A 13,485-nucleotide genomic window follows, 5' to 3' on the forward strand; every position below is an offset into this window, starting at 1 on the left:
GCCATGGCCCCCCGCGTGCTGGTCGTGGACGACGACCCCGAGATCCGGGAGATGCTCGCGTCGACCCTGGACTTCGCCGGGTTCGTGGTCGACGTCGCGGCGGGCGCCACGGAGGCGCTCGCGGCCCTGCGCGCGCAGCGGCCGGACGTGCTGGTGCTGGACGTGTCCATGCCCGGCACCGACGGGTTCGAGCTCGTCCAGCTCGTCCGGCGGCGCGACGCCGGGCTGCCCGTGCTGTTCCTGTCCGCCCGGGACACCGTCGACGACCGCGTGCGGGGCCTGCGGCTGGGCGCCGACGACTACGTGACGAAGCCGTTCAGCGCGGTCGAGGTGGTCGCCCGGCTGGACGCGCTGCTGCGCCGGGGGTCCGTGGTGCAGCCCGACGACGACGTGCTGCGGTGCGCCGACCTGGAGCTCGACCGCGCCCACCACCTCGTGCGCCGCGCCGGCGAGACGGTCGACCTCTCGCCGACCGAGTTCCGGCTGCTCGAGCTGCTGCTGGAGCAGCGCGGCCGGGTGCTGTCGAAGGGCCAGATCATGGCCGCCGTCTGGCAGTACGACTTCGGGGGCGACGGCAACGTCGTGGAGCGCTTCGTGTCGAACCTGCGGCGCAAGGTCGACGACGGGCACGCCCCCCTCATCCGGACCGTCCGCGGCTTCGGCTACGCGGTGCGCGACCCCTCGGCCGCATGAGGGTCCGCTCGATCCGGGCGCGGCTGACGCTGACGCTGTCCCTCGTCACGTCGCTCGCGATCGTCCTGTCGGCGGTCATCGGGTTCTCGCTGGCCTCCCACCAGCTCGACCAGCGCGACCGGCGCTCGCTCGAGGACGCCGCCGCGCGCGTGCTCGGCAGCCTGCGCGCCGCCGGCGGGGCGGACCTGACCCGCGACCGGCTGGGCGACGCCGTCGGCCACCAGCTCGGCGTCGTGCTCGTCGACGCCTCCGGGGACGTCCTCACCTCGGTGCCGCCGCTGGGTGCCGACCCGGCGACGGTCGCCGCCGTCGAGTCCTCCGAGCCCGTCGAGGTCGCCTCCGGGGACATCGCGGCCGCGGTCGACACCGCGGGCCTCCTCACCTACGCGGTGGACGGCAGTCCCGTCGAGGTCGACCGGGTGGTGCTGGTCTCCGACGGCGGGCAGCGCCGCGCCACGCTCGCGACGATCGTGGGGGCGCTCGCGGTCGGGGCGGCCGTGACGATCGCGCTGCTCATCGCGGTCGCCGTGGCGATCGTCGACCGCGGGCTGCGGCCCCTGACCGCCATGGCGCAGCGGGCCGCGCGCATCGCCGACGGGGACCGCAGCGTGCGGCTGCCGGTCGACGACCGCGGCGACCCGGCGGTCGCGGACGTCGCGCGCATGGTCAACTCCGCGTTCGACGCCCAGCAGGACGCCGAGCAGCGCACGCGGGCGTTCGTCGCGGACGCGTCGCACGAGCTGCGGTCCCCGCTCACGGCCGCCACCGGCTGGGTCGACCTGTACCTGCGGGGAGGGCTGACCGACCCCGACCGGCAGGCCGCCGCGATGGAGCGGGTCGAGGGCCAGCTGGTGCGCATGCGGCTGCTGGTGGAGGACCTCGCGCTGCTCGCGCGGACGGACTCCGGCCGGCCCCTGGACAGCGAGCCGGTGGACCTCGCGGCGCTGGCCGGTGACGTGGTGGCCGACACCCGGGTCGTCGCGCCGCTGCGGGAGGTCCGCCTGGACGCCGACCGGCCCGCGGTGGTGCTCGGCGACGGCGCGCGCCTGGCGCAGGTGCTGCGGAACCTCGTCGGGAACGCCGTCCAGCACACCCCGCCGGACGCCGTGGTGACCGTCCGGGTGCTCCCGGGCGGGTCCCGGCACCAGGTCGTCGTCGCCGACACGGGGCCCGGCATCCCGGCCGACCAGCTCCCGCACGTGTTCGAGCGGTTCTGGCGCGGCGACCCCGGCCGCCCCCGGACCGCGGGGTCGGCCGGCTCCGGGCTGGGAACCGCGATCGCTCAGTCGCTGGTCGAGGCCCACGGCGGCCGGGTCTCGGTGACCAGCTCGCCGGAGGCCGGCACGGCGTTCACGGTCGAGCTGCCGGCGCTGACCACGGGCGGGCGCTGACCGCGGGTGCGACTCACCGCGCGCCGCTCGGCCAGCCGAGCGCAGCCACGCGATCGGGTCCACGGCCACGGGCCAGCATGTCGGCACGACCGCGTGTGGGTGGCATGGGCGAAGATGGCGTCCGTGACATCCTCCGCGGTCGACTTGTCGGCAGACGACACGCCCGACCTGCGCAAGGCTCGGGGCGCGTTCTTCACGCCCGACGACATCACGGCGTTCATCGCTCAGTGGGCGATCCGTTCTGCACACGATCGCGTGCTGGAGCCGTCCGCAGGGGACGCTGCTTTCCTCGTGGCGGCCGTCGAGCGCCTCCGACGGCTGTCGTCCGAGCCCGACGCGGTGCCCGAGGTTCACGGTGTGGAGATTCACGAGCACTCCGCGACTGTCGGCCGGGATCGCGTGCACCGGGCCGGAGGCCGGGCGTGCATCCGCGTGCAGGACTTCTTCGACGCCGAGCCTGCCCCCGCGTATGCAGCAGTGATCGGGAACCCGCCGTACGTGCGGTACCACGGCTGGACCGGTGAGGCGCGGGCGAAGTCGCGTGCAGCGGCGCTTCGCGCTGGGGTCTCGCTCACGGGCCTCGCGTCGTCCTGGGCTGCGTTCACGGTGCACGGGGCGCAGTTCCTTCGCGACGGAGGACGACTCGGGCTCGTGCTCCCCGCCGAGCTGCTCAGCGTGAACTATGCTGCCCCGGTCCGGCGGTTCCTCTTCGCGCACTTCTCGCACGTCGAGCTCGTGCTGTTCGACGAGCAGGTCTTCCCCGACGCGGACACCGACGTCGTCCTGCTGCTTGCCGACGGTTTCCGTCGGGGGCCCACCGACCACGCGGTGATCCACCAGGCTCGGAACACCCGGGACCTGATCCGGCTCGCCGACGGGCAGCGCTGGTCCCCGGACGACCCGGCCGGGAAGTGGACCGGATCGCTGGTGTCGCCCACTGCCACCAAGCCGCTCTCGCGTCTGACCGAGCTCGGGCTGTTCACGAGGCTGCAGGAGTGGGGCGAGACGACGCTGGGCATGGTGACGGGGAGCAACCACTACTTCACCCTGACGCCTGCCCAGGTGAGGGAGCTGGATCTGCCTCGCGAGGAGCTGCTGCAGCTCTCCCCTCCGGGGAGCGCGCACCTGCGCGGGCTCGTGCTGTCACCGGGCATGCTCGCGAGGCTCGGTGACGAGGGCAAGGCCACCTACCTGTTCTACCCGGGGGACACGCTGTCGCCCCAGGCGCAGGCGTACGTCGACGCCGGCCACAGGACGGGAGTCGACAAGGCGTACAAGTGCCGGGTCCGCAAGCCCTGGTACCGGGTGCCGCTGGTGCGACCGGCGGACTTGCTCCTGACCTGCATGAACGCGGATACGCCGAGGTTGACGACGAACACTGCCCGCGCGCATCACCTCAACTCGGTGCATGGCGTCTACCTCGACGGCCGGCACCGTGACCTGGCGGCCGAGCTGCTGCCGCTCGCAAGCCTGAACTCCCTGACGCTGCTGAGCGCGGAGATGGTCGGTCGCGCTTACGGCGGTGGGATCCTCAAGATCGAACCGCGCGAGGCGGACGACTGGGCGATGCCGTCGGCGACGCTTGTCGGTGCGGCGGCGGACGAGCTGCGGGCTGTCCGGGGGCGCGTGGCGGAGCTCCTCGAGGCGGGCAGGCTTCTCGATGCGGTGCAGATCGTGGACGAGACGCTGCTCCTCCAGTCCGAGCGGCTCACGAGGACTGAGCTGGACGGTGTGCGCCGAGCGCGCGACGAGCTGGCACGGAGGCGGAAGGTGAGGTCGCAGGGTGTCCGATGAGGCAAAGGTCAGGCCCGCGTCGGCGAAGGCGCTGGCGTGGCCGATGTTCGACCGGATCGTGGCGGAAGGCCTCGACGGCACGGGGGAGTACACCAACCCGTGGGTCCGTGAGGAGTCCGGCGCACTCCGGTACGCGCCGGACTACGGGACTCTGGAGCGGTTGCTCGGGGTCCCGCTGTACCTGCAGGCCGCGACGACGACCGGCGTACCCGCTCTCGCTCTCGACGTCTGGCTGGCGTACGAGCTGCGTCGCGCCGGCTTCTCGCCCGACAGCGTGTGGCCCAGGGCGACACACCCCAGGATCCTGCCCGGTCCGATCGTGGCTCTGCTCGACGCCCTGCCGCGAGCGCAGGCTCACGCGCTCCGTGAGCGCCTGACGAAGAACGGCAACGTCCGTGGCGTCACAGCCGCGAGCGCGAACATCCTGGGCAAGAACTACAGCAAGCAGGTCGACGTCATCATGGCCGACTGGTCGACCGGACCTGAGCTCATGATCTCGACGAAGCGCATGGACTCGTCGTATGGGAAGAACGCCCCGAACCGGGTGGAGGAGTCCTACGGCGACGCCAAGAACCTCCGACTCCGGCACCCCCTCGCTGCCCTCGGTTTCGCCTTCGGCCTGCGCAACGACGTGTTCGAGAAGGAGAAGGACGTCGCCGAGTGGCTCTTTGACCTGCTCGGCAAGCTCGGTCGAGAGGACGACGCGTACCACGGCACCTGCGTGATCTTGATGGAGTACGGCGCAGACGTCCCCCCTCCCGCTGACGCTGGTGTCGCCGACGAGGACGGGATCGTCCCCGCAGGCCCGGATGTGGAGCCGGGGGACGAGGAGGCGCCGATCGACCTCAGCGATGTCGAGCTCGATCTGCCCCTCGGGATGCTCCCTCGGGTCCGAGTCGACCACGCCCGGACCCCACCGGAGCTGTCCCCCGCGGTGTTCCTCGCGACGATGGTCAACCAGGTCCTCGACACGACGCCCGTCGCCATGCACCGCGAGGCGCGGGCTCGGCGCCGTGCGGCCTAGCTGCGCGAACCCCGACCCGAGCCGGAGCGCCGGCCGCCGGCCCACCGGTCACAGCCGGCAGCACAGGTCCGGGCTGCGTCGCGCCCCGGCCAGCGCCGCGGTCGCCGCCGCGCTCGGGCCCTCGGCGTCCAGCCGGTCGACCGTCGCGGCGAGCTCGTCCGCCGTGAACGGGTGCCCGCCCCGCACGAGCACGGAGATGCTGCCCAGGTGCGCGGCGTCGGCCAGCGGGTCGGCGTCCAGGAGCAGCAGGTCGGCATCCGCCCCGGGTACGAGGCGGCCCGACCGGTCGGACCGGCCCAGGTACCGGGCGGGGGCCACCGTCGCCGAGCGCAGGACCTCGAGCGGCGACAGGCCGGCGGCCGCGAGCTCCTGGAGCTCGAGCTGGAGCCACTGCCCCGGCACGCGCCCCTGGCCGTCCGTCGCCGCCACGACCGGCACGCCCTCGGCGTGCATGATCCGCACGACGTCCGCCGACCGCGCGTACGCCTCGCGGTAGGTGGCGCGCATCTCGACGGGGAGCGCCCGGAACGTCGCCAGCACGTCCTCGTAGTCCGCCCGGGCACCCGCCGACATCCGGCGCAGCCACGGGTCGGAGGCGTACTCGGGGGAGTCGGCGAGGTACTGGGTGCGCAGCCGCACGAGCGTGGGTGACTGCCAGGTGCCGTGCGCGACGAGGGTCCGGGCGAGCGCCCGCGCCTTGTTCTCGTCGAACCCGTCGAGCGCCCGCTGCAGCAGCGCGACGCCGGCCGGGTCCCCGAACGCGGCCGGGTTGATGAGCTGCTTGTCCGTCATCGCCGAGAAGACCTTGTCGACGAACGGCAGGCCGGTCACCCAGCCGGGGATCGGCATCGTCTTGTCGTGCTGCGCCCACAGGTCGTCCTCGTCGGTCGCGCAGGCGATGAAGACCGCGTTGCCGGTGCCGAGGTGCTCGATGCAGTCGAACCCGGCCTCCGCGGCCTCGGCGACGCCCACCGACGGGGGCAGGTGCCCGGCGATCCGCATGCCCCGCTCGTGCGCGGCGTCGACCGCCGCGAAGAACGTCTCGCGCTCCACCATGACCATCTTGATGAAGTCCGCGCCGCGGTCCCACTGCCGCGCGACCTCGTCGCGGGCCTCCTGGGGTGAGCCGGCGGTGAACGGCAGCACCAGACGCCCCGGCATCGACAGCAGGGCCGGCGCGTGCGGGGTCAGCGGCAGCCGGTCCTCCGCGCGGTACCGCAGCATGTCGTCCGTCCCGAGCATCTGCCGGAACCCGGTGGTGCCCTCGGCGAGCATCGTGGCGAGCAGCAGCTCCGGGTGCTCGGCCTGGAGCGCGTGGGAGTGCATGTTCGTGTAGCCCGGGACGGCCCAGCGCCCGTCGCCGTCGAGCACGGTGGCCCCGGGGCTCGACGTCACCTCGCCGACGGCCCCGACGGTCACGACCCGCCCGCCGCGCAGCAGTACCGACCGGCCCTCGGTGGCGCTGCCGTCGAGCGGGTCGACCACCGTCACGCCGTCGACGCGCAGCTCGTCGGCCGACGGGAACGGGACCCGCGCCGGCTCGGCGGAGGACGTCACGGCCCGCCACGCCGGCCCGGCCGCCGCCCCGAGGCCGACGCCCACGGCGCCGATGCCGGCGGTCCGAAGCAGCGTGCGGCGGCTCGGGCCGCGGCGGGTCCGCGGCGCGGGGTGGTCGTCGGCGGAGGTGATCTCCGGCGGCGTGCTGCGTCGCTTCACGGGCCTGCCTCTGGCTGGTGCGCGGCCGGGGACGCGGTCCCCGTGCCCCTCGGAGGAGGGGCCGCGAGCCAGGATCACCCGGTCCGGCACCCGGGGGAACCGCCACGCCCGGACCGTCAGGAAGACCTCAGCAGAGCCTCAGTCCGCGTGCTCCGGCGGCCACACCACCCGGAACCGCTCCAGCACGATCTCGTCCGACTCGCTCCACCGGGCGCCGCGGGCCGCGCAGGTGCGCTCCCAGTAGACCCGGTGCTGCTCGCGCCAGCTCCGCAGGCTGCGGTCGTCCTCGCCCTCGTCGAACGCGAAGTCCGCGTCGACCTCGCGGAACGTCGCGACCCGCAGCTCGACGGTGCGCAGCACGAGCGCGGGGGCGCCGCGCCCGTCGCACGCGACCCAGTGCGCGCCGATGCGGGGCAGCGGCTCGCCGCGGTGCGCGAACTCGGTGACCAGCTCCGCGGTGGCGCGCTTGGCGCCGGAGCGGACGAGGCCGAGCAGCTCGTCGCTCAGCTCCACCGAGTCGCCGAACCGGTCGACGACGTGCTCGTCACCGGCGGCGACGGCCTCCGGGTGGGCGGCGACGTAGGCGGTCCAGAGCACCTCCGCCGCGTCGATGTCGAGCGGGCCGGGCGGGGTGCGTCGCGGGGTCACCGGTGGATCCTCGCAGGCTCGGGCGGGCGCCCCGGCGTCAGCCCGCCGTGCGGCGTCCCTTCGCGAAGTACGCCAGGGGCCCGACCCAGTTGACGAGGATCGCCAGCCCCCACGCGAGCTTCGTCCCGTTCACCTCGGACGCCGGGCGGCGCGCGAGGTCGCGGTACGCCGCGGCGGTGAGGGTGACCTGGGCGAGGCCGGCGACGACGGCGCCGACCCGGCGGGACGTGGGGAGGTCCGACCAGCGGGTGTGGGAACGGCTCATGCCCCGACGGTAGGCCGGTGCCGTCCGTGGCGGGAGGGGTCCGACGGCCCCTGTCGCCGGGCGTTTGCCCCTGCCCCTGGGGCAGCCCCTAGCGTCGCGGCCATGACGACGAGGACGACCGGTGACCTGGCCCGCGCCGCGGCGGTGTCGGAGAAGGCGGTGCGGCTGTACGCGGACCGCGGGCTGCTGCGCGCGGACCGGGACCCGGGCAACGGTGCGCGGGTGTTCGCCGAGGACCAGGTGGAGGCGGTGCGCCGGATCGCGTTGCTGCGCGGGCTCGGGGTGCCGCTCGCCGACGTGGCGGCCGTGCTGGGGGCGGCCGATCCGGTGGCCGCGTTCGACGCGCTGTGGAGCGAGCGACGGCGGGCCGGGGCGCGGGAGGCGGGCGCCGCGGAGTACACGCGCTCCGTGCTGGCGGGGGCGCCCCGGGAGCTGCCGGCGCCGGTGTCGTACCGCGACGTACCGGAGCGCCTGCTGCTCACCCTGGCTGCGTCCGCCACGCTCCCCGAGATGGCGGAGGTGCTGCCCGCCGCCACCGGGAGGCTGTTCGCGCACCTGACCGAGGCCGGCGTCCCCCTCGCGGGCCCGGTCCACGTGCGGATCCGCTCCCGGGCCACGGAGACGTTCCCCGCGGACCTGGTGGTCTGCGTGCCCGTGCCGGCGCCCCTGCGGCCGCCCGCCGGCACGGCGCTCGAGGTCGACCCCGCCCACCGCGAGGCCGTGGTGGGCCTCGACCAGCGGCAGGCGGACGACCAGCAGCTGCTCGTCGCGGTGCACGACCACCTGTCGACCGGGGCGGCCGGGGACCCGGCGCCGTGCGGGGACAACCGGGAGCTCTACCTGCCGGCGTGGGGCACGGGCGCTCCCGGCGTCGTGCTGGAGGTCGCTGTGCCCGTGGCGGCACCCGGCTGAGGTGGGTCGCTGCGCCCCCGGGGAGGCGGCCTCGCCGCGTGGCACGATGCCGGGATGGTGACCTCGCCCGCGCCGGGCGCCGTCGGGCGGACGCCGCCGCACGCCGCCGGGCGGCGGCCGTCGCGCGGCGACGTCGTGGCCGCGGCGGTCACCGGGGCGGTCGCGGTCGCGGGGCTGCTGGCGCTGCCGCTGCTGGCGCGGCTCGACACCGACCCCGCCGCGGACGCGGCAGTGCCGGCGGACGTGCCGGCGGGATCGGTCGGCTGGTGGCTGGTGCTCCTCGCGCTCGCCGGGCAGGCGGTCGCGCTGGCGTGGGTGCGGTCCCGGCCGCGCGCGGTCCTGCTCGCGGTGTCGGCAGCGGCGGTGGTGGCGGCGCTCGCGGCGGGTGCCGGGGCCGGCGGGCTGACGGGCCTGGCGGTGCTGGTCGCGGTGTACCGGGCGGCTGTCGCGGTGCCGTTCGCGCGGCTGCGCGGGGTGCTGCCCGTCGTGCTCGCGCTGCTCACCGCCGACGGGGCGCTCCGGGGCACCGGCGTCACGGGCAGCGTCCCCCTGCTGCTGGCGGCGGCCCTCGGACAGGCCGTGCTCCTGGTGGCGCTGCCGCTCGGGACCGCGCTGGTCGTGGCGTCCCGGCGGGCCGTCCGCGAGGCGCAGGCCGGTGAGCTCCGCGCGCTGGCCCGCGAGCGCGACGCCCTGGTGCGCACGGCGGTCGCCACCGAGCGGACGGCGATGGCCCGCGAGCTGCACGACATCGCGGCGCACCACCTGTCCGGCATCGCGCTCATGGCCTCGGCGATCGACCGGCAGATCGACACCGACCCCGCCGCGGCCCACGAGGGGGTGCGGGCGGTCCGGGACCAGAGCCGCGTGGTGCTGCAGGACCTGCGGCGGCTGGTCGGGCTGCTGCGCGCGGACGACCCCGCGGAGACCGAGGCGGCGTCCCTGGCGGCCGTCCCGGGGCTGGTCGCGGCTGCGGGCGCGGTGGCCGGGGCGCCGACGACGGTCGAGGTGCTCCGCCCCGAGGGCGCCGACGGGGAGCTGGGCGAGGGCGTCGGTCCGCTCGGGCAGCTCACCGCGTACCGGATGGTCCAGGAGGCGCTGGCGAACGCCCGCTCCCACGCGCCCGGGGCGGCCTGCCGGGTGACGGTCGACGACCGCGGGGCCGCCGCCGTGGTGGTCGCGGTCCGCAACGACCCCCCCGCGCTCGTGCCGGCGCCGGCCGAGCGGGCCGACCGCGGGCACGGGCTGCGGGGGATGCGGGAGCGGGCCGACCTGGTCGGGGCGACCCTGCGGCGCGGTCCGACGCCGGACGGAGGGTGGGAGGTGCGGCTGACGCTGCCCCGGGAGCCCCGCGAGCGGCCCGGCACGGAGCCCGTCGGTGCTTCGCCCACGGGAGCGCCGCCCCCCGGCCGGGCACCCGACCCCGCACCCGACCCCGCACCCGACCCCGGGAGCGGCACCGCCGCGCCCACCCCCCGCACCGTCCCGCCCGCCACCGGAGCCGCCCCATGACCCGCGTCCTCGTCGCCGACGACCAGCCCCTCGTCCGAGCCGGCCTCACCGCCCTGATCGACGCCGAGCCGGACCTCGAGGTCGTGGGCGCGGCCGCTGACGGCGTCGAGGCCCTGGCGCTGGCCCGCAGCACCGCCCCGGACGTCGTGTGCCTGGACGTGCGGATGCCGGGGCGGGACGGGATCTCCGTCGCGCGGGAGCTGTGCGGCCCGGACGCCGAGCACCCGGTGCCGGTGCTCGTGCTGACGACGTTCGATCTCGACGAGTACGTCTTCGGGGCGCTGGAGGCCGGCGCGTCGGGGTTCCTGCTGAAGGACGCGGAGCCGGAGACGATCGTGCACGCGGTGCGGCAGGTCGCGGCGGGGCTCGGGACGCTCGACCAGGCGCTGACGCACCGCGTGCTGCGGGAGTTCGCCGGGCGCCGGCGGCTGCAGCCGGTGACCGTGGAGCGCGGGGCCGACGTGCTGACGGCGCGGGAGCGGGAGATCCTCCAGCTGCTGGCGCAGGGCATGTCGAACGAGGAGATCGCCGCGACGCTGGTCGTCGAGGTGTCGACGGTGAAGTCGCACCTGGCGCGGATGATGCCGAAGCTGGGCGTGCGCTCGCGGCTGCAGGCCGTGGTGTGGGCGTACCAGAACCGCGTCGTGGCGGTGCCGGGCCCGTAAGGGGGTCCGCCCCGGGGGGCACGGCCTGCATCGGAGGATGCAGGCGGCGCAGTTGCGTCCTGCGCGTCTGGAGGGCGACGGTGGCCGGTTCCTAGCGTGGCGAGCGAGAAGAAGGACCCCTCGCGTCGACCCCCGGAGGACACCGTGACGCTCCCCGCACCCACCACCGAGCAGCCCGTCGCGGGCACCGAACCGGCCGTCCGGCTGGTGCAGGTGCGCCGGTCCTACCCCAGCGGCCGCGGCACCGTCGAGGCGCTCGCGGGCGTCTCCCTGGCGCTGCCGCCCGGGTCGGCCACCGCGATCATGGGGCCGTCCGGGTCCGGCAAGTCCACGCTGCTGAACTGCGCAGCCGGTCTGGACCGCCCGACCAGCGGGCAGGTGCTGGTCGGCGGCGACGACCTGACCGCCCTGTCCCCGGACGCCGTCACGCGGCTGCGCCGGGAGCGCATCGGGTTCGTGTTCCAGTCGTACAACCTGGTCGGGCACCTCACGGTCGCCGAGAACGTCGCGCTGCCGCTGCAGCTCGGCGGGCGCGCGCCGGACCCGCACCTGCGCCGCTACCTCATGGCGGCCGTCGGGCTGGAGGGGATGGAGGACCGCCTGCCGGGCGAGCTGTCCGGCGGTCAGGCGCAGCGCGTCGCGATCGCCCGGGCGCTCATCACGCGGCCGGCGGTGGTCTTCGCGGACGAGCCCACCGGGGCGCTCGACTCGCACACGGGCGCCCAGGTGCTCGACGTGCTGCGCACGACGGCGGCCACGCTGCACCAGACCCTCGTCCTGGTGACGCACGACGCCCGCGTGGCCGCCACGGCGGACCGGGTGCTGTTCCTGGCCGACGGCCTCGTGGTCGGCCACCTGGACGAGCCCACGGTCGAGCAGGTCACCGACCGCATGCTCGGGCTCGGGCGGTGAGCGGCATGTGGTCCTCCGCCCTGTCCGCCGTGCGGGTCCACCGTGCGGGCCTCGCCGGCAGCGCGCTCGTCGTCGTCCTGGCCGCGGCCCTGCTGACCGCGACCGGGGCGTGGGTCGAGGCGGGCCTCCGGCTGTCGGCGTCACCCGGCGCGCAGGCCGACCCGTCGGCCGCGATGCTGCTGGCGGTGGCGTCCTCCTTCGCGGGCACCGCCGTGCTGATCGCCCTGCTGGTGGTCGCGTCGACGTTCGCGGGCGCGCTGCGGCCGCGGTCCCGCGAGTTCGCGCTGCTGCGCGCCATCGGCGCCACGACCGCCCAGGTCCGGTCGTCGATCACCGCCGAGGTGCTGCTGGTGTTCGCGGTCGCGGCGCCGCTCGGCACGGTGCCGGGCCTGCTCCTCGCGCCGCGGCTGACCGGGGTGCTGCGGGCCGGGGGCGTGGTGCCCGAGGGCTTCGCCATGACCCTGTCGCCGTGGCCCGTGCTCGCGACGCTCGCCCTGCTGGTGCCGACGGCGCTGCTCGCGGCCCGGGTCGCCGCCCGGGAGAGCGCGCGCCTCAGCCCGGCGACCGCGCTGCAGCGCTCGGCGGTGGAGCGGTCGGGGCTGTCGCGGGGGCGCCGTCTGACGGCCCTCGTGCTCGCGGCGGTGGGGCTGGCCGCCGCCGGCGTGCCGTTCGTGCTGCCCGGGCTGATGGGCAGCGCGGCGGCGACGACGTCCGCGTTCCTGCTCATCACGTCCGCCGCGCTGGCGGGCCCGCTGCTGGTGGGCTGGGCGGCCCGCCGCGGCCTCGCGCTGGGGCGGCGCGGCGCCGTGACCACGCTGGCGCTGGCGAACGCCCGGGGCTTCTCGCGGCGCCTCACCGGGGCGATCGTGCCGCTCGCGCTGCTGCTGGCGCTCGGCACCGTGCAGTCCGGCGTCAACGCGGGCGTCGTCGAGGCGGCGGAGCGGCAGGTGCGCGAGGGCGTCACCGCGGACCTCGTGGTGCCCGACCGGCCGGACGTGGCCGACGCCGCCGCCCGCGTCGCCGCCCTCCCGGGCGTGGCCGACGCCGCGGCGACGACGCTCGTGCCCGCGCAGGTCATGGTCGACGAGCCCGACGAGGACCTGCCGTTCCTGGACGCGCTGGGCTGGGAGCCGACCACCCTGCGCACCGTCCCGGCGCAGGCCGGCCTGCTCGACCCGGACGTCCGGGCGGGCGACCTGGCCGGCCTGGCGGACGACGGCACGATCGCGCTGAGCCGCGAGGCGGCCGTCGGCGGCCCCGGGGTGGGCGGGCAGGTGCTGGTCCGGATCGGCGGGCAGGAACGGCAGCTCACGGTGGTCGCGCTGTACGACCGGGGACTCGGCCTCGGCGACTACCTGGTGGGCGAGCGGGTCGCGGCGGACGCCGCGGCGACCGGAACCGAGACGGCCGGCGGGGCGGTGCTCGTGCGTCTCACCGCTCCCGGCGCGGCACCGGCGGTGCGCGCCGAGCTGGGGGCCGCGGGCCTCGCGGTCACGGACGCCGCCGGCTACGCGGCCCAGGTGCGGAACGCCGCCGCGGGGGAGCAGGGCCTGTCCACCTGGCTGCTGCTCGCGCTGCTGGCGTTCGTGGCGGTCGCGGCGGCGAACACGCTGGTGCTGCTCGTGCGGTCCCGGGCGCCCGAGCTGGCGCTGCTGCGCCGCACGGGGGCCACCCGCCGGCAGCTGCTCGGCATGGTGACCGTGGAGTCCGGCCTGACCACGCTCACGGCGCTCGCGGTCGGCGTGGCGTGCGTGCTGCCCGCCCTGGTGGGCGTCGGCCAGGGCCTGCTCGGCAGCCCGCTGCCCGTGCTGGACGTCGGCGTGCTCGCGGGGCTGGCCGTCGCCGTGGTGGCGATCGGGGTGGTCGTGCCCGTCGCCGCGGCCGTGCGGGGCGTGCGGGGCGCGACCCCGGCGGCGCGGGCCTGACCCCGGCTGAGCCACCCGCGCCCGCCCCGGT

The 13,485-nt window shown here is 76.3% G+C and carries 12 protein-coding genes; 9 read left to right on the top strand and 3 right to left on the bottom strand.

The window, feature by feature from the left end:
- Positions 1-3: 3 nt before the first annotated feature.
- From P9841_RS11265 to P9841_RS11280, 4 genes are all read left to right on the top strand, one after another.
- Positions 4-693, top strand: coding sequence for a response regulator transcription factor (locus P9841_RS11265; RefSeq protein WP_283318776.1), 690 nt, complete (start codon positions 4-6; stop codon positions 691-693).
- The gene (locus P9841_RS11270) at positions 690-2,084 is read left to right on the top strand and encodes a sensor histidine kinase (protein WP_283318777.1); all 1,395 of its coding nucleotides are present in this window, start codon (positions 690-692) and stop codon (positions 2,082-2,084) included. The genes P9841_RS11265 and P9841_RS11270 overlap by 4 nt, the downstream gene beginning before the upstream one ends.
- Positions 2,085-2,207: 123 nt before the next feature.
- Positions 2,208-3,878 carry an N-6 DNA methylase gene (locus P9841_RS11275; protein ID WP_283318778.1) on the top strand — a complete coding sequence of 557 codons (1,671 nt, stop codon included), beginning with the start codon at positions 2,208-2,210 and terminating at the stop codon, positions 3,876-3,878.
- Entirely contained in the window at positions 3,868-4,902 is a 1,035-nt protein-coding gene (locus tag P9841_RS11280; protein WP_283318779.1) for a hypothetical protein, read from the top strand. The genes P9841_RS11275 and P9841_RS11280 overlap by 11 nt, the downstream gene beginning before the upstream one ends.
- Before the next feature lie 48 nt (positions 4,903-4,950).
- On the opposite strand, the gene P9841_RS11285 is transcribed toward P9841_RS11280, so the two are convergent.
- The 3 genes from P9841_RS11285 to P9841_RS11295 all read right to left on the bottom strand — a co-directional run bounded on the left by P9841_RS11285 (position 4,951) and on the right by P9841_RS11295 (position 7,531).
- Positions 4,951-6,618, bottom strand: coding sequence for an amidohydrolase family protein (locus tag P9841_RS11285; RefSeq protein ID WP_283318780.1), 1,668 nt, complete (start codon positions 6,616-6,618; stop codon positions 4,951-4,953).
- A 138-nt stretch (positions 6,619-6,756) separates the two neighbouring features.
- Positions 6,757-7,266, bottom strand: a complete 510-nt coding sequence (locus P9841_RS11290; protein ID WP_283318781.1) for an ASCH domain-containing protein — start codon at positions 7,264-7,266, stop codon at positions 6,757-6,759.
- Positions 7,267-7,303: 37 nt separating this feature from the next.
- Positions 7,304-7,531 (bottom strand): PLD nuclease N-terminal domain-containing protein, encoded by a 228-nt coding sequence (locus tag P9841_RS11295; protein ID WP_283318782.1) that lies wholly within the window; start codon positions 7,529-7,531, stop codon positions 7,304-7,306.
- 102 nt (positions 7,532-7,633) lie between these two features.
- Here P9841_RS11295 and P9841_RS11300 point away from each other — a divergent pair, with 102 nt between their 5' ends.
- From P9841_RS11300 to P9841_RS11320, 5 genes are all read left to right on the top strand, one after another.
- Entirely contained in the window at positions 7,634-8,443 is an 810-nt protein-coding gene (locus P9841_RS11300) for a MerR family transcriptional regulator (protein ID WP_283318783.1), read from the top strand.
- Between the two features lie 54 nt (positions 8,444-8,497).
- Complete coding sequence (locus P9841_RS11305) at positions 8,498-9,952, top strand: sensor histidine kinase (RefSeq protein WP_283318784.1); 1,455 nt, start codon at positions 8,498-8,500, stop codon at positions 9,950-9,952.
- On the top strand, positions 9,949-10,617 hold the full coding sequence (locus P9841_RS11310; protein ID WP_283318785.1) for a response regulator: 669 nt from the start codon (positions 9,949-9,951) through the stop codon (positions 10,615-10,617). Before P9841_RS11305 ends, P9841_RS11310 begins: the two co-directional genes overlap by 4 nt.
- Positions 10,618-10,713: 96 nt before the next feature.
- Entirely contained in the window at positions 10,714-11,529 is an 816-nt protein-coding gene (locus P9841_RS11315; protein ID WP_502847518.1) for an ABC transporter ATP-binding protein, read from the top strand.
- A 5-nt stretch (positions 11,530-11,534) separates the two neighbouring features.
- On the top strand, positions 11,535-13,454 hold the full coding sequence (locus P9841_RS11320; protein ID WP_283318786.1) for an ABC transporter permease: 1,920 nt from the start codon (positions 11,535-11,537) through the stop codon (positions 13,452-13,454).
- The last annotated feature ends 31 nt before the right edge of the window (positions 13,455-13,485 follow it).

It is taken from the genome of Cellulomonas sp. ES6 (assembly GCF_030053835.1).
GTDB lineage: Bacteria > Actinomycetota > Actinomycetes > Actinomycetales > Cellulomonadaceae > Cellulomonas.